This window comes from Pseudomonas sp. WS 5059, assembly GCF_012985525.1.
Lineage (GTDB): Bacteria > Pseudomonadota > Gammaproteobacteria > Pseudomonadales > Pseudomonadaceae > Aquipseudomonas.
This window is the reverse complement of sequence record NZ_JAAQWO010000002.1, coordinates 455,996-478,405: the sequence shown is the minus strand read 5'-3', so window position 1 is coordinate 478,405 and position 22,410 is coordinate 455,996. Positions and strand designations below refer to the sequence as shown.

The 22,410-nt window shown below is 59.4% G+C and carries 17 protein-coding genes; 11 read left to right on the top strand and 6 right to left on the bottom strand.

All coding sequences use genetic code 11. The features are described 5' to 3' along the window. Positions 1–33: 33 nt before the first annotated feature. From HBO12_RS06960 to HBO12_RS06935, 6 genes are all read right to left on the bottom strand, one after another. Positions 34–1,992 (bottom strand): hypothetical protein, encoded by a 1,959-nt coding sequence (locus HBO12_RS06960; protein ID WP_170041781.1) that lies wholly within the window; start codon positions 1,990–1,992, stop codon positions 34–36. 223 nt (positions 1,993–2,215) lie between these two features. Further along, the gene (moaE, locus tag HBO12_RS06955) at positions 2,216–2,662 is read right to left on the bottom strand and encodes a molybdopterin synthase catalytic subunit MoaE (RefSeq protein WP_169954539.1); all 447 of its coding nucleotides are present in this window, start codon (positions 2,660–2,662) and stop codon (positions 2,216–2,218) included. A gap of 2 nt (positions 2,663–2,664) precedes the next feature. Beyond that, positions 2,665–2,907: a molybdopterin converting factor subunit 1 gene (moaD, locus tag HBO12_RS06950; RefSeq protein WP_170041780.1), complete on the bottom strand. Its 243-nt coding sequence runs from the start codon at positions 2,905–2,907 to the stop codon at positions 2,665–2,667. Then, positions 2,904–3,377: a cyclic pyranopterin monophosphate synthase MoaC gene (gene moaC, locus HBO12_RS06945; protein ID WP_170041779.1), complete on the bottom strand. Its 474-nt coding sequence runs from the start codon at positions 3,375–3,377 to the stop codon at positions 2,904–2,906. Before moaC ends, moaD begins: the two co-directional genes overlap by 4 nt. Before the next feature lie 149 nt (positions 3,378–3,526). After that, on the bottom strand, positions 3,527–4,921 hold the full coding sequence (locus tag HBO12_RS06940) for a PhoH family protein (protein ID WP_169954541.1): 1,395 nt from the start codon (positions 4,919–4,921) through the stop codon (positions 3,527–3,529). A gap of 323 nt (positions 4,922–5,244) precedes the next feature. Further along, positions 5,245–6,369, bottom strand: a complete 1,125-nt coding sequence (locus tag HBO12_RS06935; RefSeq protein WP_169954542.1) for a polysaccharide deacetylase family protein — start codon at positions 6,367–6,369, stop codon at positions 5,245–5,247. Positions 6,370–6,516: 147 nt separating this feature from the next. On the opposite strand from HBO12_RS06935, the gene yaaA reads away from it, so the two are divergent. The 11 genes from yaaA to HBO12_RS06880 all read left to right on the top strand — a co-directional run bounded on the left by yaaA (position 6,517) and on the right by HBO12_RS06880 (position 22,399). Then, positions 6,517–7,296, top strand: coding sequence for a peroxide stress protein YaaA (gene yaaA, locus HBO12_RS06930; RefSeq protein WP_169954543.1), 780 nt, complete (start codon positions 6,517–6,519; stop codon positions 7,294–7,296). Positions 7,297–8,109: 813 nt separating this feature from the next. After that, entirely contained in the window at positions 8,110–9,426 is a 1,317-nt protein-coding gene (locus tag HBO12_RS06925) for a nucleotide sugar dehydrogenase (RefSeq protein WP_170041778.1), read from the top strand. A gap of 148 nt (positions 9,427–9,574) precedes the next feature. Continuing rightward, complete coding sequence (gene alg8 / locus HBO12_RS06920) at positions 9,575–11,056, top strand: mannuronan synthase (protein WP_463671603.1); 1,482 nt, start codon at positions 9,575–9,577, stop codon at positions 11,054–11,056. A 37-nt stretch (positions 11,057–11,093) separates the two neighbouring features. Then, entirely contained in the window at positions 11,094–12,263 is a 1,170-nt protein-coding gene (locus tag HBO12_RS06915) for an alginate biosynthesis protein Alg44 (RefSeq protein ID WP_169954545.1), read from the top strand. A 164-nt stretch (positions 12,264–12,427) separates the two neighbouring features. After that, entirely contained in the window at positions 12,428–13,807 is a 1,380-nt protein-coding gene (gene algK, locus HBO12_RS06910) for an alginate biosynthesis TPR repeat lipoprotein AlgK (protein ID WP_170041777.1), read from the top strand. Beyond that, positions 13,804–15,291 carry an alginate export family protein gene (locus tag HBO12_RS06905; RefSeq protein WP_170041776.1) on the top strand — a complete coding sequence of 496 codons (1,488 nt, stop codon included), beginning with the start codon at positions 13,804–13,806 and terminating at the stop codon, positions 15,289–15,291. Before algK ends, HBO12_RS06905 begins: the two co-directional genes overlap by 4 nt. Continuing rightward, positions 15,291–16,880 (top strand): mannuronan 5-epimerase AlgG, encoded by a 1,590-nt coding sequence (algG, locus tag HBO12_RS06900; RefSeq protein WP_170041775.1) that lies wholly within the window; start codon positions 15,291–15,293, stop codon positions 16,878–16,880. The genes HBO12_RS06905 and algG overlap by 1 nt, the downstream gene beginning before the upstream one ends. Before the next feature lie 11 nt (positions 16,881–16,891). After that, the gene (locus HBO12_RS06895) at positions 16,892–18,340 is read left to right on the top strand and encodes an alginate O-acetyltransferase (protein WP_169954549.1); all 1,449 of its coding nucleotides are present in this window, start codon (positions 16,892–16,894) and stop codon (positions 18,338–18,340) included. Between the two features lie 8 nt (positions 18,341–18,348). Then, positions 18,349–19,449: a mannuronate-specific alginate lyase gene (locus HBO12_RS06890; protein ID WP_170041774.1), complete on the top strand. Its 1,101-nt coding sequence runs from the start codon at positions 18,349–18,351 to the stop codon at positions 19,447–19,449. Positions 19,450–19,664: 215 nt separating this feature from the next. Then, positions 19,665–21,197, top strand: coding sequence for an MBOAT family O-acyltransferase (locus HBO12_RS06885; protein ID WP_169954551.1), 1,533 nt, complete (start codon positions 19,665–19,667; stop codon positions 21,195–21,197). A gap of 11 nt (positions 21,198–21,208) precedes the next feature. After that, complete coding sequence (locus tag HBO12_RS06880; RefSeq protein WP_170041773.1) at positions 21,209–22,399, top strand: alginate O-acetyltransferase; 1,191 nt, start codon at positions 21,209–21,211, stop codon at positions 22,397–22,399. Positions 22,400–22,410: the final 11 nt, after the last annotated feature.

Here is a 22,410-nt window from a genome sequence, read left to right as displayed (position 1 = left end):
ACATACCCGAACTCGCCATCAGAAATCGCACACTCACGCATCTCTCAGTTCTAAACTACGCCCACTGTCCGCCTTCTCTATAAAAAATCTATGCTCACATCCAAAATTATCCCAGACACGCAATGTACTTTTTGTATCACCTTCAACAATTGGATTTTTTGTCCAAATTTTCACTACACGAAAAATAGTAGACACAACATTGTATTCAATATAAGGATTAAGAAAGTTAGCATTTCTCTGAACATCATGAGTCCGCAGCTTCAAGCCTGGCACATCTTTTTGCAAGACAACACCGGCCTTACAATACCGATATCCATCTCTGTTGATTTTTTGCGAAAATGACGTTTGAAAGTAATCACCCTCATCATTGACTTGCAAAGGGTTGTCAAGCCCCATCGTGGAGACAATCCTCAGTCCCGCCGGTGGATTATAATAAAAAACATCTGCGTCACTATTAGCATCATGCTGCGCATCAAAATCATGATAAACTGTCAAATCGCGCACGCTTAGACGGTATGGTCTAATCGGAAGAATATCAATTGAACTACCACCTGGAGTAGATATCGGATTAGTTGTATAAACAACCCCATCTATTATGATTCTGGCCATGAATTTTTGAGTTTCGATCGGAGTGGTCGAGTCGAAACGCATATACCGATCAATTATTTCTGAAAACGGTACCGAACCATTATCATCCGGGCCTATGTTGCGTTGCTCATCTTCCATGATGCCATCTCTCACCCAGCGTCCCGTGTCAAACATATTTTTTTCAACATCACACGACCATCCAGGCGGCAATACTTCGTGTACATTTGTTGAGTAACGTGTAATCGTCACACTAGCACGCTGCTCTGCAGTCAGTGGAACAGGACCTGTATCCTCGCGCTCCAATATCACCTCGACCTGGACCTTGCACTGATGACGACCGTTGCTATAAAGAGCATCCGTCCAAGTTTGATTATTAGGAAGTTTTATCTTGAAATAGGTCAACTTCAGGTCTGGCCCCTTATCTTTTATACGCAATCCTTCATAGTTAGGACCGGCCGACTCCAATACAAACTGATGTAAGTTTCCAAAATTATCTATTAAACTCCATGTGCTATTCGAGTCGTGCGTAACATCAACTTTCAAAGCAAGAGATCGTGCCGTTATTGCCCTCATGATTGTCGGCCGCATATCAGTCCGCACATAATAATTGTAAACCGGAATACCGTAAGGCTTGAATATATCCGACCGCATAACGGGAGAGTTCCCCTTATTAACAACTACACCCCCCTTATGGGGAGTGTTATTGCCCTGTTTTGCATAAGCGTAACCAGTCTGAAAATGGTCACCCTCGTAGTCCATATCCAACGGCCGGTCAAGACCTTCTTGCGCAACGAACACCACCCCAGCAGGAGGAGTCCAATAATATACCGTCGCATAGAACGTTGTATCCGAAACTGCTGCATGTTTATACTCAACCAAATCTTTCACAGAGAGTCTAAATGGAACCACTGGCTGGAGGGTAACCGACGAATCAAAACCGCTATCTTCCGCCAACGACTTGGTTTTATAAACCTGACCGTTCAAAACCATACATGCTACAAGTCTGACTGACTCCATAGAGCCTTGCGAACTGAAACGCAAGTAACGAGAAACCCTCTGAACCAGGGGACCCGGATTATAATCAGTTGGTTTCAGTTCTACTTTTTTATCACCTTCCCAAAGCCCTTCACTGTAAATATTTTTTCTCTCATCACAACTCCAACCACTAGGTAAAAATCCTCCATCTTCTGAAAAAAACGAAACAACTCTGATACTTTCAATTTCTTCATCAGTTAATTCAGTACGCTCCCATACCCCAATTCTATTTTGGCACTCTTTTATTACTTCAACAACAACCTCACATTGATGGCGCCCGTTGGCATAAAGATTATCCGTAAAGTTCGAGCCATCCGGGCATGTAACCCTGAAATGGGAAAGCCTGGACAGTTTATTTTCCTCAGTCATTTTTTTCTCCCTGAAACTTTCATCTTCGATGAAGTACAATCGGAGGCATAACTACTTAATACAGCCTGGTTATCTCTAAAGGAAAACCCAATGCCCGTGAGTGTAATTAAGTATTAAAGGAGAATGACGAACAACTGTCAGAATTGACAGTTGTGCAGAACCTTTTGGCCTAAACCAAAGGTTTTATAGGTCAAATAGAGCTAGTAGTGGGTGCTGCTCGCCACTACCAGCGATCCGCCGCCGCATGATCACTGTCGCGCCCCTCCACCCAGCGCGGCCCCTCACTGGTGTTTTCCTTCTTCCAGAACGGCGCGCGGGTCTTGAGGTAGTCCATCACAAACGCACAGGCATCAAACGCCGCCTGGCGATGGGCACTGGCAGCCGCCACGAACACGATGGGCTCGCCAGGCTCCAGGGCGCCGATGCGGTGCAGCACTTCCAGCTTGAGCAGCGGCCAGCGCTGCTCAGCCTCGACAGCGATCTTGGCCAGGGCCTTTTCGGTCATGCCGGGGTAGTGTTCGAGGAACATCCCCGCCACATCGAGGCCGTCGTTGAAATCGCGTACATAGCCGACAAAGCTCACCACTGCGCCCACGCCTACATTGGCGGCGTGCATGGCGTTGACTTCGGCGCCGGGGTCAAAGGGTTGGGCTTGCACACGAATGGCCATGGTCAGCCTCCGGTCACGGGCGGGAAGAAGGCCACTTCATCGCCGGCCTGCAAAGGCTCGTCGAGGGCGCACAGTTCCTGGTTGCGCGCGCACATCAGGCTGGCCTCATTGAGCACCTCGAAGCCAGGATCTGCGGCCAGTGCCTGGCGCACGGCATCGACGGTGGCGAAGTCGCCTTCGACCTCCAGGGAGTCCAGGCCTACCGCCTCGTTGTAGCGTGCAAAAAACAGTACGTGGATGCTCATGCCTGGTCCGCCTTGAAATGCCCGCTCTTGCCGCCAAGCTTTTCCAGCAGGCGGATGTTCTCGATGGTCATGCCACGGTCCACCGCCTTGCACATGTCGTAGATGGTCAGCGCGGCGACACTGGCGGCCGTCAGCGCTTCCATTTCCACGCCGGTCTGCCCGGACAGTTTGCAGCGGGCGATGATGTGTACGGTATTTTCCCCTTCGGCGGCCAGCTCAACCTTGACGCCCGTCAACATCAGCGGATGGCACAGGGGGATCAGGTCGCTGGTTTTCTTCGCCGCCTGGATCCCGGCGATGCGGGCCACGGCGAACACATCGCCCTTGGGGTGGGCGCCGTCGACGATCATTTGCAGGGTCTGGGGCAGCATGCGCACCCGCGCTTCGGCCACAGCTTCACGGAACGTCACGTTTTTGTCGGTGACGTCGACCATATGGGCACGGCCCTGGGAATCGAGATGAGTCAGCACGGGGATACTCCTGATCAGAAGCCCCCGATTGTAAACCCAACGCAGATCAAAAGGTGGGAGCTGGCTTACCTGCGATAGGAGCGCGTCAGTCAACTTATCATCGACTGACCCACCGCTATCGCGGGCAACCCCGCTCCCACACTGGGCGGTTACAGGTGGGATTCGGCGTATTCGGCCAGAATCGAGCGAGGGACGCCCTGCAAGGCGATGTGCACGCCGTTCGGGAAATCCTTGAAGCGTTCCGTCAGGTAGGTCAGCCCGGAGCTGGTCGCGGACAGGTAAGGGGTGTCGATCTGCGCCAGGTTGCCCAGGCACACCACTTTGGAACCGGCGCCGGCACGGGTGATGATGGTTTTCATCTGGTGCGGGGTGAGGTTCTGGCATTCATCGATCAAAATCAGGCTCTGCTGGAAGCTGCGACCTCGAATGTAGTTGAGGGATTTGAACTGCAACGGCACTTTGCTGAGGATGTAGTCGACGCTGCCATGGGTGTTTTCGTCATCCATGTGCAAGGCTTCGAGGTTGTCGGTGATCGCCCCCAGCCACGGTTCCATTTTTTCCGCTTCGGTGCCGGGCAAAAAGCCGATCTCCTGGTCCAGGCCCTGCACACTGCGAGTGGCGATGATGCGGCGATAACGCTTGGTGACCATGGTCTGCTCGATGGCCGCCGCCAGGGCGAGGATGGTCTTGCCCGAACCCGCCGCGCCGGTCAGGTTGACCAGGTGGATGTCCGGGTCGAGCAACGCGTACAGCGCCAGGCTCTGGTAGATATCACGCGGTTTCAGGCCCCAGGCTTCCTGGTGCAACAGGGGTTCCTGATGCAGGTCGAGGATCAGCAGCTTGTCGACCTGGATCTCTTTGATCCAGCCTACAAAACCCTGTTCGTCGATGATGAATTCATTGATATGCACCGCCGGCAAGTTGTCGGTCAGCTGTACCTGATGCCAGGTGCGGCCATGGTCCTGGCGGGTCTCGACCTTGCTGACGCGGTCCCAGAACGAGCCGGTCATGGTGTGATAACCACGGGACAGCATCGATACGTCGTCGACCAGTTGGTCGGTACTGTAGTCCTCGGCGGCGATCCCACACGCTCGTGCCTTGAGGCGCATATTGATGTCTTTGGTCACCAGCACCAGGCGCAGGTCCTTGTCACGTGCGTGCAGGTCGATCAGTTGGTTGATGATCTTGTTGTCGTTGAGGTTTTCCGGCAGCAGGCTGTTGGGTTCGCTGCGCTTGCTCATCAGGATCGACAGCAAGCCCTTGGGCCCGCTCTTGCCACGCTGGATCGGTACGCCGACTTCCACATCCTCGGGCGAGGCTTCGCCCAGGGTCTTGTCGATCAGGCGGATCGCCTGGCGACATTCGGCGGCAACGCTGTGGTGCCCGCTTTTGAGTTTGTCGAGTTCCTCGAGCACGATCATTGGGATGGCGACGTGGTGTTCTTCGAAATTGAGCAACGCGTTTGGATCGTGGATCAATACATTGGTATCAAGCACATAAAGGATTGGCTGGTCGGAAGAAGGGTTACGTCCATGATCATCCATACTCGGTCACCTTTGTGGGAGCCAGTCGACGCAATACCACAACAGTGCTGCGCCTCGATTCGACCGCCGAACACACCGCAAAGGGAGTCTGGGAAGACGCCACCTGTGGTGCAGGTTTCGGCGATCTGCCTTCGTAATACCGCAAAACCCATGACAGGAAAAAGCACTTTGACGCTTTTTTGAAGTTTATTTTTCAGGATGACGAATAGCACTGGCGGGCCGCCACACACACCGCTAAAGTCGGAAGTCCGCCTGCATCGAAATGTCGCAGCAAATCACCCCGAAACGCCATCATCCCCAACAGGGCCGGGCCTTTGCGCTTTTCAGCGAAACGCCTCCCGACAGTCCTGCCAGCCCAGTCCACTTTGCGCCGTTGCCTGGAGCAACAGCGGCAATGCGACCCGCGCCTTGTCCTGGGTGTCGTGGAACACAATCACCCCTTTGCGCCACAACAGCATCAGCGTCAGCACCCGCTGGGCCGACTCGTCGGCCTTGAGCTGACCGGGCTCGTCCTGGGAGTCGATATCCCATAGCGCCACTTGCAGGCCCTGGCCCTGGAAGAAGCCCTGGCTGTCAGCCCGCCGCTGGCCGTAGGGCGGGCGAAACAGCGGCACGTAGTTTTCCGGCAACAGGTTCTGGGTCAGTGATGCCGTGCGGGTGATCGAGCTCTGCCAGTCGACCCAATGGCTATGGGAGCGGTACTGCCAGCCCTGGATGCCCACGCACTGGCCCTGGTACAACGCCTGCATATCGGCGGGCGAGGTCTTTTCCAGGCGGGTTTGCAGGCTATTGCCGAGGGCAAAAAAGGTCGCGGTCATTTTTTGCTTGCGCAGGTAGTCGGCCAGCCAGTCGGTATTACCGCTGATCGGTGACGGGCCGCCATCGAAGGTCAGTAAAAACAGGCGGTCATTGAGTTCATCACCGTTGCGCTCGAAATCGCCAAAACGTGCGACTTCGCTGCTGATCTGTGGAAACAGGGCGGCCTTGCGCAACAGCTCGTCCAGGTAGCGCTGGTGAAACGCGCGGCTGGGGCCGGCCCAGCCTATATAGAAGGACTGCTCGCCCACCGCGAACTTGCCGGCCTGCTCGCGCAGGTCGTCCATGTTGTCCACCAGGTAGCAGAACGAGGCGTCCTGCTCGCAGCTTTGCTGGGCAAATCCGTAGTTTTCCAGCAACCGTTGCCAGAGGTGGCGACGCAGGTCGTCGATGGCCCCCTGATTGATGATCTTCAGCCCCAGGCGCTGCTTGAGGGCCGGCTCATCCAGGGCCTCGCTGGCCAGCAGCGCGTTGGCGAACATGAGGATTTCGGCGCGTGACGCCACATCGAACAGCGCCGGGCTGCTGAGTTTTTCCGGCCAGGTGCCGCGGTCCAGGCTCGCGACATCCACACTGGCCGCCTGGGCACCCAGGCAGGTCAGCCAGGCGCACAACAAAAGCGCAATTCGCACAACGGGTCTCCCCCTCCAGAGTCGTCGGCCACTATAGCCGATCGCAATCCTCCCACAGGGATAACCGTATGGCAGCTATTGCCGCGATAGGTGGAGTCGAAGGCCCCAACCCCCTAGAATCCCCCGACGATTACAGGAGACGACTTCATGCTGATGGTGATTTCCCCAGCCAAAACCCTCGATTTCGAGAGCCCGCCTGCGACCCAGCGCTTTACCCAGCCGCAATACCTGGACCACTCCCAAGAGTTGATCGAGCAGTTGCGCGAGCTGAGCCCGGCGCAGATCAGTGAACTGATGCATGTTTCCGACAAGATCGGCGGCCTCAACGCCGCGCGTTTCGGCAGTTGGACCCCCGCCTTCACCCCGGCCAATGCCAAGCAGGCGCTGCTGGCCTTCAAGGGCGACGTCTATACCGGCCTCAACGCCCAGACCTTCAACGACGCCGACTTCGCCTACGCCCAGGATCACCTGCGCATGCTCTCGGGCCTGTACGGCCTGCTGCGCCCGCTGGACCTGATGATGCCGTACCGCCTGGAGATGGGCACCAAGCTGGCCAATGCCCGTGGCAAGGACCTGTACGCCTTCTGGGGCACACGCATCAGCGAATGGCTCAACGAAGCCCTGGCCGAGCAAGGCGATGACGTGCTGCTGAACCTGGCCTCCAACGAATACTTCTCGGCGGTCAAGCGCCCGGCCCTCAACGCGCGGATCATCAACACCGAGTTCAAGGACCTGAAGAACGGCCAGTACAAGATCATCAGCTTCTACGCCAAGAAAGCCCGGGGCATGATGAGCCGCTTCGTCATCGAAGAACGCATCAACGACCCGGCGCAGCTCAAGCAGTTCGACGTACAGGGCTATCGCTTCAGTGCCGAACAGTCCAAGCCGGACAACCTGGTGTTTTTGCGCGACCACGCACCGCAATAGGTCACCAATACAGCGCAAATCCAATGTGGGAGCTGGCTTGCCAGCTCCCACATTTTTATCTGCATTTCCCCAATGAAATCGTCATTATTTTGGCGTCAATAATTTTTCTTCAGATTTCCTAACGTTTTTTTCACTCGACATTCGTCAGTTTTTTTCGTAGTGGCACCAATTTTTTAAAACAGTAGTGGCATAAAACTATATCCCCGCGCCAACTCCCTATAACCACTAGCCCAATCCGCAAGTGCTATCAATATAGTACTAGTGCCATCTTTCCTAATATTTCAAGAAATTTCGAGAAACAGGATGAGCGGCCCGGAACTATGTCTTCCAGGGCCGCTCATACCACCGGTAACGATTATCTCTGTTCTTGTGCGATATGACTTACACAGCGACCAAAAGAAGTAGTGAAGTTGTCACATACAACTATGACTCTTCGGTCTAATTACCAACTGTTTAGTTGAGGGCGGGCGATAAGGTTGCATGACCATCCCCTACAAGGCCAAGGCTAAGCCTACCCGAATGGGCCAGTGAGACAACCCAAGGCATTGATAGATAAGGGCTTCATGTCCATATCAAGGCATTGCGGCACTGGCGCCAGACCCTTCTCACCGAAGGCTGGCTGCATTTCAGGGCAAGCCCCAACAACAAGGCCAAGTTGCGCACAACTTGAGTGCATTAGTTAGTCACTCGACTTTTAACATGCCTGTACATGGCAATGCAGTGTCTATTCACGGCATTACCTAGTGCATGAGTGACGCTTGAAAACATGAACTCCGGCCATCTAATGGCGTGATAAAGATAGAGGTAAATGCGATGCGCATCAGCATATTTGGTTTGGGTTACGTGGGTGCAGTATGTGCCGGTTGCCTGTCTGCACGGGGCCACGAAGTGGTCGGCGTGGATATTTCCAAGGATAAGATCGACCTGATCAACGCGGGCAAATCCCCCATCGTTGAACCCGGCCTGGGCGAACTGTTGAGCCAGGGCATTGCCACCGGCCGGTTGCGCGGTACCACCAACTTCGCCGACGCCATCCGCGATACCGACCTGTCGATGATCTGTGTGGGCACGCCGAGCAAGAAAAACGGCGACCTGGAACTCAACTACATCGAAGCGGTATGCCGCGAGATTGGTTTTGTCCTGCGTGACAAGACCACCCGCCACACCATCGTGGTACGCAGCACCGTGTTGCCCGGCACCGTGGCCAACGTCGTGATCCCGATCCTCGAAGACTGCTCGGGCAAGAAAGCCGGGGTCGACTTCGGTGTCGCGGTCAACCCGGAGTTCCTGCGCGAATCCACCGCCATCGCCGACTACGACCAGCCACCGATGACCGTGATCGGCGAACTGGACAAAGCCTCGGGCGACGTCCTGCAGTCGCTGTACGAAGAACTCGACGCACCGATCATCCGCAAGGACATCGCCGTTGCCGAGATGATCAAGTACACCTGCAACGTGTGGCACGCCACCAAGGTCACCTTCGCCAACGAGATCGGCAACATCGCCAAGGCGGTCGGCGTGGATGGTCGCGAAGTGATGGAAGTGGTCTGCCAGGACAAGACCCTCAACCTGTCCCAGTACTACATGCGCCCAGGCTTTGCGTTCGGCGGCTCGTGCCTGCCAAAAGACGTGCGCGCCCTGACCTACCGCGCCAGTTCCTTGGATGTGGAGGCGCCGCTGCTCAACTCGCTGATGCGCAGCAACGAATCCCAGGTGCAGAACGCCTTCGACATCGTCTCCAGCCACGACAAGCGCAAGGTCGCCCTGCTGGGCCTGAGCTTCAAGGCCGGCACCGATGACCTGCGCGAAAGCCCACTGGTGGAACTGGCGGAAATGCTGATCGGCAAGGGCTTTGACCTGAGCATCTACGACAGCAACGTCGAATACGCCCGTGTGCATGGGGCCAACAAGGACTACATCGAAGGCAAGATCCCCCACGTGTCGTCCCTGCTCAACTCGGACTTCGACGATGTGATCAACAGCAGCGACGTGATCATCCTCGGCAACCGCGACGAGAAATTCCGCGCCCTGGCCCAACAAGCCCCGCACGGTAAGCAAGTGATCGACCTGGTGGGCTTCATGTCCCAGGCCACCAGCGTCAATGGGCGTACCGAAGGCATTTGCTGGTAAGCGCGCTGATCGCCGGCAAGCCGGCTCCTACAGGTCGCGCATGTCATGTAGGAGCCGACTCGCCGGCGATGGCGCCCCACTGCAAGCCTGCCACAACCCCATCGGGCCACCCCACAGGCTCGCCCGAGACTCCAGACGGATGCAGATTATGCACAGGCTAAAGCACGGCCTCCTTCAGGCCGCCGGTTGGCTGTTGTTTTTAAGCGTGTTGATGTGCCTGGCCCTGGCGTTGCCGGCGAGCACATTCGACTCGCAGTCGAAGAATTTCATTTTCCTGATTGGCGCCGTTGGCATCTGGCGCTACTCCATGGGCGCTACGCACTTTGTGCGCGGCATGCTGTTCCTGTACGTGGTCTACCCGCACCTGCGGCGCAAAGTGCGCAAGCTGGGCAAGGCGGCGGACCCCTCCCACGTGTTCCTGATGGTCACCAGCTTTCGCATCGACGCGCTGACCACCGCCCAGGTCTACAGCTCGGTGATTCGCGAGGCCATCGAGTGCGGCTTCCCCACCACCGTGGTCTGCTCGCTGGTGGAAATGTCCGATGAGCTGCTGGTCAAGAGCCTCTGGGAAAAGATGAACCCACCGGCTCACGTCAAGCTCGACTTCGTGCGCATCGCCGGCACCGGCAAGCGCGATGGCCTGGCCTTTGGTTTCCGCGCCATCTCCCGCCACCTGCCGGACAACCGCGCCGTGGTGGCGGTGATCGATGGCGACACCGTGCTCGCCGAAGGCGTGGTACGCAAGACCGTGCCGTGGTTCCAGCTGTTCGGCAATGTCGGCGGCCTGACCACCAACGAGTTCTGCGAAGTGCGCGGCGGCTACATCATGAGCGAGTGGCACAAACTGCGCTTCGCCCAGCGCCACATCAACATGTGTTCCATGGCCCTGTCCAAGCGCGTGCTGACCATGACCGGACGCATGTCGGTGTTCCGTGCCAGCGTGGTCACCGACCCCGGCTTTATCGCCGACGTGGAAAGCGACTCGCTGCAACACTGGCGCCTGGGCCGCTTCAAGTTCCTCACCGGCGATGACAAGTCCAGCTGGTTCAGCCTGATGCGCCTGGGCTACGACACCTTCTACGTGCCCGATGCAGCGATCAACACCGTCGAGCATCCACCGGAAAAAAGCTTTATCAAGGCCAGCCGCAAGCTGATGTTCCGCTGGTACGGCAACAACCTGCGCCAGAACTCCCGGGCCCTGGGCCTGGGTATGGGCCGACTGGGCCTGTTCACCAGCGTGGTGCTGTTCGACCAGCGCGTGTCGATGTGGACCTCCCTGCTCGGCCTGACCGTGGCGATCATCGCCACCTTCAAGTACGGCGGTGCGTTCATCCTCGCTTACCTTTTGTGGATTGGTATCACGCGCCTGATCCTGACCCTGTTGCTGTCGTGCTCGGGCCACAAGATCGGCCCCGCCTACCCGGTGATTCTCTATTACAACCAGATCATGGGCGCGCTGGTGAAGATCTACGTGTTCTTCCGCCTCGATCAACAATCCTGGACCCGCCAGGACACCAAACTGACCCGTGATTTGGAAAGCGCACAGCGTTGGTTCAACACCTGGTCGTCTCGGACCATGACCTTCTCCGCCGGCAGCATTTTCGTCGCCGTGTTGCTGATGATGGTCTGACCCTGCCAAGCCTGAATTAACTTAAGGAAATGCCCTGATGAACAGTCAAGTAAACGCCAATGTTGTCCACGAATCCGAAGCCCAGCGCCAACACGCCCGGGTCAAAATCCCGGCCAAGCTGCGCTTCTTCGGCGCCGACCGCACCCCCATGGAAGTACGGGTCATCGACCTGTCCGCCGGCGGCCTGGCCTTCAATGCCGCCCAGCAACCGCTGAAGGTTGGCGATGTGCATAAGGCGCGCCTGCAATTTGTCATCGACAACCTCGGCCTGGCGATGGACGTGGAGCTGTTGATCCGTTCCCACGACCGCCAGACCGGCCGCACCGGCTGCCAGTTCCAGAACCTGGATGCCCAGGATATTTCCACCCTGCGCCACCTGATCACCTCGCACCTGTCCGGCGATATCGTGACCATGGGCGATGTACTGGCGACCTTGCAGCGCGACAACTTCACCAAGGCACGCAAGGTCAAGGACAGCGGCAGCGGCATGACCGCCTTTGGCCGCCTGCGCGCCGTGACCTTCAGCCTGGCGATCTTCCTGGTGGGCCTGGCGGCGTTCGGTTTTGTGTTCAAGTCGGTGTATGGCATGTACTTCGTTAGCCATGCCCAGGCCGGCCTGGTCAGCGTGCCGGGCATGAACGTGACCATGCCCCGCGACGGCACCGTGCAAAGCCTGATCAAGGACAACGGGGTTGCCGCCAAAGGCGCGCCATTGGCGACCTTCAGCACCAGCATGCTGGATGTGCTCAAGGGCCACCTGGACGAAGACCAGCTGCAACCGGCCAAGGTCGAAGAGCTGTTCGGCAAGCAAATGACCGGCACCCTGACCTCGCCCTGCGATTGCATCGTCGCCCAGCAACTGGTGGCCGACGGTCAATACGCGAGCAAGGGTGATGTGATCTTCCAACTGGTGCCGCGCGGCAGCCAGGCGAATGTCGAGGCGCGTTTCTCCTATCGCCAGTTCGGTGATGTGCGCCCAGGCACCCCGGTGAGCTTCCAGGTCGCCGATGAGGAACAGACCCGCACCGGCACCATCGTCAGCAGCACCAGCCTCAACAGCGCCGACCTGTCCTCGGATATCCGCGTGCAGATCAAGCCCGATGCCCCGCTGGACAGCGCCTATGCCGGCCGCCCGGTAGAAGTGACGAGCGACCGTGGCCCGTCCCTGAACTGGCTGATTGATAAAGCCATGGCTGCTGGTTTGTAAGCGAGGATTTGCCTGTGAACCCTATTTCAAGAACAACACAACCCTTGTGGGAGCCCACTTCTGTGGGAGCCGGGCTTGCCCGCGATAGCATCGACTCGGTGCAGCAGGCGAACCGAGTCGCGCGCATCGCAGGCAAGCCAGCTCCTACAAAAGCTCGCTCCCCCATGCGACCTGTGGCGCTGCTGGCATTGGCCGTCACACTGGCCGGTTGCGCCGGCCTGCCCGACCAGCGCCTGGCCAATGAAGCCCTCAAGCGTGGCGACACCGCCACCGCCGCACAGAATTACCAGCAACTGGCAGAACTGGGCTACAGCGAAGCCCAGGTCGGCCTGGCCGATATCCAGGTCGGCAGCGGCGACCCGGCGCAGATCAAGCAAGCCGAAGCCACCTACCGCGCGGCCGCCGATATCTCGCCCCGCGCCCAGGCCCGTCTCGGCCGCCTGCTGGTGGCCAAGCCCGGCGCCACCGAAGCCGAGCACCGTGAAGCCGAAGGCCTGTTGAAAAAAGCCTTTGCCAATGGCGAAGGCAACACCCTGATCCCCCTGGCCATGCTGTACCTGCAATACCCCCACGATTTCCCCAGCATCAACGCGCAGCAGCAGATCGATACCTGGCGCACCGCCGGCTATCCGGAAGCCGGCCTGGCGCAGGTGCTGCTGTACCGCACCCAGGGCACCTACGACCAGCACCTGGATGACATCGAAAAAATCTGCAAGGCCGCGCTCAGCAGCACCGATATCTGCTACGTCGAACTGGCCACCGTCTACCAGAAGCGCGAGCAGCCGCAGCCACAGGCCGAACTGCTCAAGCAGATGCAGACCGACTACAGCCGTGGCACCGTCAGCGCCCAGCGGGTCGACAGTGTGGCCCGTGTGCTGGGTGATGCGTCACTCGGCAAGACGGACGAAAAGACCGCCCAGGCCCTGCTGGAAAAAATCGCCCCCGGCTACCCGGCGTCCTGGGTCAGCCTCGCGCAGTTGCTCTACGACTTCCCGGAACTGGGCGACGTCGAGCAAATGATGAAGTACCTCGACAACGGCCGCGCCGCCGACCAGCCCCGCGCCGAACTGCTGCTGGGCAAGCTCTACTACGAAGGCAAGTGGGTGCCGGCCGATGCCAAGGCCGCGCAAGCGCACTTTCAGAAAGCCCAGGGCCGGGAAGTCGCCGCCGATTACTACCTCGGCCAGATCTACCGCCGTGGCTACCTGGGCCAGGTCTACCCGCAAAAAGCCCTGGACCATTTGCTGACCGCCGCGCGCAACGGCCAGAACAGCGCCGACTTTGCTATCGCCCAACTGTTTTCCCAAGGCAAGGGCACCCAGCCCGACCCGCTCAACGCCTATGTGTTCAGCCAACTGGCCAAAGCCCAAAACACGCCGCAAGCCAATGAACTGGCCGCGCAACTCGAACAACAACTGCCGCCTGCCCAGCGCGCCGAGGGCCAGCGCCTGCTGCAACAAGAGCTGGCCGCCCGTGGCGCCTTGAGCCAAAGCGCGCTGCAACTGCACGCCCTGCAAGAAGAAGACGGCGAGGAAACCCTATGAAACTCAATCCATTCGTCAAGGCCGGTATTGGCCTGACCTTCGCCCTGCTGTGGTCGTGCCCGACCCTGGCCGCGCTGACCGAAGACAAGAACTTCGGCCTGGAAGTGAAAGTCACCGGCCAGTCCGAAGATGACCGCGACCTCGGCACCCAGCGCGGCGGCGACGTCAACGGCATCGGTCTGGATGTGCGCCCGTGGATCTATGGTGAGCGCGGCGCGTGGAGCGCCTACGCCATGGGCCAGGCGGTGGCGTCCAGCGACATCATCGAGACCGACACCCTGCAACAGTCCGATGACGACACCACCGAGCAATCGAGCAACAACGACCGCAAGACCAAGAAGAACTACCTGGCCCTGCGCGAGTTCTGGGTCGGCTACAGCGGCTTCACCCCCTACCCTGGCGAGATCCTCAAGCTGGGCCGCCAACGCCTGCGCAATGACGACGGGCAATGGCGCGACACCAATATCGAAGCGCTGAACTGGACCTTCGACACCACCCTGCTCAAGGCCAATGTCGGCGCCGCCGAGCGCTTCAGCGAGTACCGCACCGACCTCAAGGAACTGTCCCCCGAAGACAAGGACCGCCAGCACTTCTACGCCGACGCGGCCTACCAGTGGACCCCGGGCCACTGGGTTGGCGTGCGCGGCCATCACAGCCATGACGACGGCAAGCTCGACTACCCGCAACCGGGCGTGGCCGCCGACTCATTGGACAAGCGCCAGAACGGCGACCTGACCTGGCTCGGCCTGGAGGCCAACAGCGACGCCTATAACTGGCGCAACACCAACAGCGTCAACTACTGGGCCAGCGTCACCGGCATGCAGGGCGAGCGCAGCAACGTCAACGCCCTGAACGCCGACGGCAGCCGCCCGGCCAACGCCAAGCGCAATACTGATGTGGATGGCTGGGCCACCGACCTCGGTGTGCGCCTGCGCCTCGACCCGCAGTGGCAAGTGGGTGCGGCCTATGCCCGCGCCAGCGCCGACTACGAACAGAACGGCCTGCAAAGCAACCGCTCGAACTTCACCGGCACGCAATCGCGGGTGCATCGTTTTGGCGAGGCGTTTCGCGGCGAGATGAACAACATGCAGTCCATGAGCCTGTTCGGTTCCTGGCAGTTGCGCGACGACTACGACGCCAGCCTGGTCTACCACAAGTTCTGGCGTGTCGACGGTAACAAGCCGGTGGGCAGCAATGGCATCGACGCGGTGCAGAACAACTACGACGACGTCACCGGCGCCGTGCTGTCCAGCGCCTCCCTGCCTTTGGAAGACGGCAAGAAAGACCTCGGCCAGGAGATGGACCTGGTGGTCACCAAGTACTTCAAGAAGGGCCTGCTGCCCGCCGCCCTCAGCCAGTCGATCGACGAACCGTCGGCCCTGGTGCGCTTTCGTGGCGGCGTGTTCAAACCGGGCGACGCCTATGGCAAGCAAGTCGACTCGTACATGCACCGCGCCTTTGTCGATGTGATCTGGCGTTTCTGATGGGAGCCTGCGCAATGAATCCTCACGCCCTCAAAGGCTCGGCCCTGCTCGCTGCGGCAATGCTGCTGGCGTGCGCCCCGGCCTTTGCCAATGTCGAGCCGCAGGTCAAGGCGCCCACCATCGCCAAGGAACTGCAACAGGCCAAGACCTACACCATCACCAGCCCGCCCACCGCGCCGCTGGAGCTGGCCAAGCCGGCGCTGCCGGACCTCTCGGGCTACACCGCACAAGCCGTGGCGAAGAAAATCGTGCGCAGCAAGGCCGGCAAGGTCAGCGTGCGCCGGATGATGCAGGAAAACGCCCTCAAGGACTTTATCGGCGGCGACAACAAGATGGCCGAATGGGTGGTGCGCCAGCACGGCATTCCCCAGGCGATCTTTATCGACGACGGCTACATGAACCTCAAGGACCTGCTCCAGAAAGTGCCCAAGCAATACCTGAGCGAAACCTCGCCCGGCGTGTTCCTGGCCAAGCTACCGATTGTGGTCGGCGAAAAAGGCATCCTCGAAATCGATCAACAGACCCAGGAACTGCGCCTGTCCCAGGAGGCCGGCGCGTTCCTGGTCAACGACGGCCAGCTGTTTGTGCGCGACACCAAGATCACCGGCTGGCGCGAGAAAACCAACGGCCCGGCGACCTTCCGCTCGCCCAAGGAATTCCGCCCGTTCCTGCTGGCCTGGGGCGGCACCCAGACCTACATCGTCAACAGCAAGATGGCCAGCTTCGGCTATGCCAACAGCAAGTCCTATGGCGTGAGTATTTCCCAGTACACGCCGAACATGGCCAAGGTCCTCAAGCGCCCGGAGCCCACCGGCTGGATCGTCGATTCCGAGTTCTCGGACATGTGGTACGGCTTCTACTGCTACGAAACCACAGGCTTTGTGATCAAGGGCAGCACCTACAAAGACAACATCGTCTACGGCATCGACCCCCACGACCGTTCCCACGGCCTGATCATTGCCGACAACACTGTGTACGGCACCAAGAAGAAGCACGGCATCATTATTTCCCGTGAGGTCAACGATAGCTTCATCTTCAACAACCGCAGCTACGACAACAAGCTTTCGGGCCTGGTGATCGACCGTAACAGCGTGAACAACCTGATCGCCGACAACGAGATCTACCGCAACCACACCGACGGCATCACCCTCTATGAGAGCGGCGACAACCTGCTGTGGGGCAACAAGGTGATCAGCAACCGCCGCCACGGTATTCGTATCCGTAACAGCGTGAACATCCGCCTGTACGAGAACCTCGCCATGGCCAACGGCCTGACCGGCGTCTACGGCCATATCAAGGACCTGACCGACACCGACCGCGACATCGAGCTCGACCCGTTCGACACCAAGGTCTCGCTGATCGTGGTCGGCGGCGAGCTTGCGGCCAATGGCAGCGGGCCGCTGTCCATCGACTCGCCGCTGAGCATCGAGCTGTACCGCGTGTCGATGCTCGCGCCGACCAAATCCAGTGGCATCAGCTTCTCCGGCGTTCTGGGCGAGCGCCAGGAAGAGATTCTCGACTTGCTGGTACGCCAGAAAAAAGCCGTGCTGATCGACCCTGTCGAACGCCAGACCCCATTGCAGGACTGAGGATGACCTTTATGCACCCACACATGATCAAGCTGCTCAGCCTCTCGGGTTTGACCCTCGGCATCCTGGCCGCCAGCAGCGGCGTGCGCGCCGATGAAGCCAAGGCGCCGAGCTTTACCGCCGAGCCGTGCTGCAACCTGTGCCCCGAGGCTCACGACGCAAAGAACTACACCACCCGCTACCAGCAGAATTTCACCACCCTGGTACAGGCCCAGGGCGACTGGCTGTTCCGTACCCAGGAAGACCTGCGCACCGAATTCGACACCACCCCGGCCGGCTACAAACGCATGCAGCAACTGCACGACGCGTTCAAGAGCAAGGGCGTGGAACTGGTGGTGGTCTACCAGCCGACCCGTGGCCTGGTGAACCGCAACAAGCTCAACCCGGCAGAGAAAGCGCGCTTTGACTTCGACAAAGCCCTGGGCAACTACAAGAGCATGCTCGGGCGTTTTGCCAAGATGGGCTATGTGGTGCCGGACCTGTCGCCGCTGACCAACGAGCAATTACCGGACGAACTGCCGGCCCATGACTTCTACTTCCGTGGCGACCAGCACTGGACCCCCTATGGCGCCCAGCGCACTGCGAAAATCGTTGGCGCCAAAGTGCGCGCCATGCCTGAATTCGCCGGGATCCCCCAGCGCGAATTCGAGACCAAGAAATCCGGGCGCATGGGCAAGACCGGCACCCTGCACAACATGGCAGGGCAACTGTGCGGCACCAGCTACGCGATCCAGTACATGGACCAGTTCAGCACCGAGCCCAAGGGCGAAGCGGCGGACGGCGACCTGTTCGGCGACTCCGGCAACCCGCAGATCACCCTGGTGGGCACCAGCCACAGCGGCAAGAACTACAACTTCGCAGGTTTCCTGGAACAGGAAATCGGTGCCGACATCCTTAACGTCGCCTTCCCCGGCGGCGGCCTGGAAGGCTCGATGATCCAATACCTGGGCAGCGAAGAGTTCCAGAAAAGCCCACCGAAGATTCTGATCTGGGAATTCTCGCCGCTGTATCGCCTGGACCAGGAAACCATCTACCGCCAGATGATGGCCCTGCTCGACAACGGCTGCGAAGGCAAGCCGGCGCAGATGAGCGCCAGCACCACCCTCAAGCCGGGCAAGAACGAGTTGATGGTCAACAGCAAGAACATGGACCTGCGCAACAGCCGTCACCAGGTCGACATTCGCTTCGCCGATCCCTCGGTGAAAACCCTGCAAGCCACCCTCTGGTACATGAACGGGCGCCACGAGGACATCAAGATCGACAAACCCGAGACATCCGAGACAGACGGGCGTTTCGCCTTTGAACTGCGCACCGATGAAGACTGGGCCTCGCAGAACCTGCTGGCCGTGGAAGTGCAGGGCCCCGAAGCGGGTGCTGCGGCGCAGAAAGTCGAAGCGAAAATTTGCACACGCAACGTATTCCCAGCGGGTGGTCAACAGACTGCCTCTGCCGGGCAATGAGGTTACCTATGCAGAATTTATTGATTCCAACGTTGCTCGGCCTGGCGATGTTTGCCGGCCACGTCAACGCCGCCGCACCGCTGCGTCCGCCCCAGGGCTACTTCGCGCCGATTGAAGCGTTCAAGACCGGCGACTTCAAGAACGACTGCGACGCCATGCCCACGCCCTACACCGGCTCGCTGCAGTTTCGCAGCAAATACGAAGGCTCCGACAAAGCCCGTTCGACCCTGAATGTGCAGTCGGAAAAAGCCTTTCGCGACAGTACCGCCGATATCACCAAGCTGGAAAAAGACACCAGCAAGCGGGTGATGCAGTTCATGCGCGACGGTCGCCCGGAGCAATTGCAATGCACGTTGAACTGGCTGGTGAGCTGGGCCAAGGCCGATGCGTTGATGTCCAAGGACTTCAACCACACCGGCAAGTCGATGCGCAAATGGGCGCTGGGCAGCATGGCGTCGGCCTATGTGCGCCTGAAGTTTTCCGAGTCGCAACCGCTGGCCAAGTACCCGCAGCAATCGCAGCTGATCGAAGCCTGGTTCAACAAACTGGCCGAGCAAGTGGTCAGCGACTGGGACAACCTGCCCCTGGAAAAAACCAACAACCACTCGTACTGGGCCGCCTGGTCGGTGATGGCCACGTCCGTCGCCACCAACCGTCGCGACCTGTTCGATTGGGCAGTGAAGGAATACAAGGTCGGCGCCAACCAGGTTGACGCCCAGGGCTACCTGCCCAATGAACTCAAGCGCCAGCAACGGGCCTTGGCCTACCACAACTATGCGCTGCCGCCACTGGCGATGATCGCCAGTTTCGCCTTGGTCAACGGCGTGGACGTACGCCCGGAAAACAACGGCGCGCTCAAGCGCCTGGGCGACAAGGTGCTGGCCGGGGTCAAGGATCCGCAGCTGTTCGAGCAGAAGAACGGCAAGGAACAGGACATGCAGGATTTGGAGCAGGATTCGAAATTCGCCTGGCTGGAGCCCTTCTGCACCCTCTACACCTGCGCCCCGGAGGTACTGGAGCGCAAGCACGAGATGCAGCCGTTCAAGACCTTCCGCCTGGGTGGCGACCTGACCAAGGTCTACGACCCGGCGCATGAAAAAGGCAGTTGATGGAACGGGTTACACATGTGGGAGCGGGCTTGCCCGCGATAGCGGTCTGACATTCAGCATTGATTTCAACTGACACACCGTTATCGCAGGCAAGCCAGCTCCCACAGAGACCCCGTTTCGTCAGTGCAAATGTAGTACCACCCTCCCCGGTTTTTCGTGGGGGGTTTGGGGGGGCCGTTGGCCCTTGACTGTTGGTTAAACATGGAGAGATCGGGATGGTTTTCTCGTCCAATGTGTTCCTGTTTCTGTTCTTGCCGATCTTTCTCGGCTTGTACTATTTGAGCGGGCAACGCTATCGCAATCTGCTGCTGCTGATTGCCAGCTACGTGTTCTACGCCTGGTGGCGAGTGGACTTCCTGGCGCTGTTCGCCGCCGTGACCCTGTGGAACTACTGGATCGGCCTCAAGGTCGGTGCCGCGGGCGTGCGCACCAAACCGGCCCAGCGCTGGCTGCTGCTCGGCGTGGCGGTCGACCTGTGCATCCTCGGCTACTTCAAGTACGCCAACTTCGGTGTCGACAGCATCAACCTGATGATGAAATCGGCGGGCCTGGAGCCGTTTATCCTGACCCATGTGCTGTTGCCGATCGGGATCTCGTTCTACATCTTCGAGTCCATCAGCTACATCATCGACGTGTACCGCGGCGATACCCCGGCCACCCGCAACCTCATCGACTTTGCGGCGTTCGTGGCGATCTTCCCGCACCTGATTGCCGGCCCCGTGTTGCGTTTTCGCGACCTGGCCGACCAGTTCAACAACCGTACCCACACCCTGGATAAATTCTCCGAGGGCTGCACGCGGTTCATGCAGGGTTTTATCAAGAAGGTGTTTATCGCCGACACCCTGGCGGTGGTGGCCGATCATTGCTTTGCCCTGCAAAACCCCACCACCGGTGACGCCTGGCTCGGCGCGCTGGCGTATACCGCACAGCTGTACTTCGACTTCTCCGGCTACAGCGACATGGCCATCGGCCTGGGCTTGATGATGGGGTTCCGCTTTATGGAGAACTTCAAGCAGCCGTATATCAGCCAGTCGATCACCGAGTTCTGGCGGCGCTGGCATATCAGCCTGTCCACCTGGCTGCGTGATTACCTGTACATCACCCTGGGCGGCAACCGCAAAGGCACGCTGACCACCTATCGCAACCTGTTCCTGACTATGCTGCTGGGCGGCCTGTGGCACGGCGCGAATATCACCTACATCGTCTGGGGCGCCTGGCACGGCATGTGGCTGGCGATTGAAAAAGCCATCGGCCTCAACACCTCGCCACGCAGTTTCAACCCGGTGCGCTGGGCCTTCACCTTCCTGCTGGTGGTGATGGGCTGGGTGATCTTCCGTGCCGAAAACCTGCACGTCGCCGGGCGCATGTACGGCGCGATGTTCAGCTTTGGCGAGTGGTCGCTGTCGGAACTCAACCGCGCCAACCTGACGGGCCTGCAAGTGGCGACCATGGTGGTGGCCTACGCCACGCTGGCGTTCTTCGGCCTGCGCGACTTCTACAGCAATCGCCCGGCCGACAAGGCCAAGCCGGCTGATCCGAGCCTGATCAAGGCAGTGCCTGGGGATAACCCCGGCAGCATCCAGGAGCCCGGTTTCAGCGTCGGCAGCAACGCCGCCGTGCAACCGGCCTACTGGACCGCCGACTGGCCCCGCTACGCCATGCGCGCCCTGATCCTGCTGCTGTTCGTGGCGTCGATTCTCAAACTCTCGGCGCAAAGCTTCTCGCCGTTCCTTTACTTCCAATTCTGAGGGAGCCGACCATGACCCGTTCATTCCGCATCCTCTACGCCGCGCTGTTCATGGCCCTGCTCATGGCCCTGGGCGCGTGGTCGGTGCGCAGTTTCTTCGGTTTCAATACCAACGCCGACGCCACCGTGCTCAACGGGCGCTGGGCCAAGGCGGTCGAAACCCATTACGACGATGAGTTCCCGATCAAGCGCCTGGGCACCAACCTCTGGGCGGCGCTGGACTACAAGCTGTTCAACGAAGGCCGCCCCGGCGTGGTGCTGGGTCGCGATCACTGGCTGTACAGCGACGAAGAGTTCAACCCCGCCGTCAACGAAGAGCAGAACCTGCAAGACAACTACGCCCTGGTCGAAGGCGTGCGCCAGACCCTCAAGGCCAAGGGCGTGCAGTTGGTGATGGCGATTGTCCCGGCCAAGGTGCGCCTGTACCCCGAGCACCTGGGTGAAGTGCAGCCGGCGAGCATTCATGCCGGGCTCTACCAGGACTTCCATGCACGGGTGGCCGCCGACAAGATCCTCGCCCCCGACCTGCTGGGCCCGCTGCAACAGGCCAAGCTCCATGGCCAGCAAGTGTTCCTGCGCACCGACACCCACTGGACCCCGGATGGCGCCGAAGTTGCCGCCAAGCAATTGGCCCGTGTGATCAACGCCAAGACCCTGCTCAGCGGCGAACCCCAGCGTTTTGTCACCGACGCCGAGGGCACCGCCCCCCACAGCGGTGACCTGCGCCTGTTCCTGCCCCTGGACCCGTTGTTCGAAAACCTGATGCCGCCCAAGGAGCCCCTGCAAAAACGCGTGACCCACGCGGTGCAGGCCCAGGCCGCAGGCGACGACGCGCTGTTTGCCGACAGCGAAATGCCGGTGGCCCTGGTGGGCACCAGCTACAGCGCCAACCCCAACTGGAACTTCGTCGGTGCCCTGAAGCAAGCCCTGGGCAGCGAAGTGGTGAACTACTCCGAAGACGGCCACGGCCCGATCCTGCCGATGCTCAGCTACCTGAAAAGCGCTGACTTCAAGAACAGCCCGCCGCAAGTGCTGATCTGGGAGTTTCCTGAACGCTATCTACCGGTGAACAACGAAATCGGCGAGGCCGACCCCAAGTGGGTCGCGCAGCTCAAACACGCCGGTACGCGCCAACAGAACATGGCAAGCAACACCCCTGTTAAAACCGAAAAATCCGAGACGCCCGACCGGGCGCAAAACTGAAAGAGAGGTAA

What these genes read in the sequence shown, in the direction of transcription:
- moaD (WP_170041780.1), bottom strand. Translation starts at nt 2,907, where the DNA reads ATGAGCATCCACGTACTGTTTTTTGCACGCTACAACGAGGCGGTAGGC.
- HBO12_RS06895 (WP_169954549.1), top strand. Translation starts at nt 16,892, where the DNA reads ATGCACCCACACATGATCAAGCTGCTCAGCCTCTCGGGTTTGACCCTC.
- HBO12_RS06940 (WP_169954541.1), bottom strand. Translation starts at nt 4,921, where the DNA reads ATGGATGATCATGGACGTAACCCTTCTTCCGACCAGCCAATCCTTTAT.
- HBO12_RS06880 (WP_170041773.1), top strand. Translation starts at nt 21,209, where the DNA reads ATGACCCGTTCATTCCGCATCCTCTACGCCGCGCTGTTCATGGCCCTG.
- algG (WP_170041775.1), top strand. Translation starts at nt 15,291, where the DNA reads ATGGGAGCCTGCGCAATGAATCCTCACGCCCTCAAAGGCTCGGCCCTG.
- yaaA (WP_169954543.1), top strand. Translation starts at nt 6,517, where the DNA reads ATGCTGATGGTGATTTCCCCAGCCAAAACCCTCGATTTCGAGAGCCCG.
- moaE (WP_169954539.1), bottom strand. Translation starts at nt 2,662, where the DNA reads ATGGCCATTCGTGTGCAAGCCCAACCCTTTGACCCCGGCGCCGAAGTC.
- HBO12_RS06925 (WP_170041778.1), top strand. Translation starts at nt 8,110, where the DNA reads ATGCGCATCAGCATATTTGGTTTGGGTTACGTGGGTGCAGTATGTGCC.
- HBO12_RS06890 (WP_170041774.1), top strand. Translation starts at nt 18,349, where the DNA reads ATGCAGAATTTATTGATTCCAACGTTGCTCGGCCTGGCGATGTTTGCC.
- alg8 (WP_463671603.1), top strand. Translation starts at nt 9,575, where the DNA reads ATGCACAGGCTAAAGCACGGCCTCCTTCAGGCCGCCGGTTGGCTGTTG.
- HBO12_RS06885 (WP_169954551.1), top strand. Translation starts at nt 19,665, where the DNA reads ATGGTTTTCTCGTCCAATGTGTTCCTGTTTCTGTTCTTGCCGATCTTT.
- HBO12_RS06960 (WP_170041781.1), bottom strand. Translation starts at nt 1,992, where the DNA reads ATGACTGAGGAAAATAAACTGTCCAGGCTTTCCCATTTCAGGGTTACA.
- HBO12_RS06905 (WP_170041776.1), top strand. Translation starts at nt 13,804, where the DNA reads ATGAAACTCAATCCATTCGTCAAGGCCGGTATTGGCCTGACCTTCGCC.
- algK (WP_170041777.1), top strand. Translation starts at nt 12,428, where the DNA reads ATGCGACCTGTGGCGCTGCTGGCATTGGCCGTCACACTGGCCGGTTGC.
- HBO12_RS06915 (WP_169954545.1), top strand. Translation starts at nt 11,094, where the DNA reads ATGAACAGTCAAGTAAACGCCAATGTTGTCCACGAATCCGAAGCCCAG.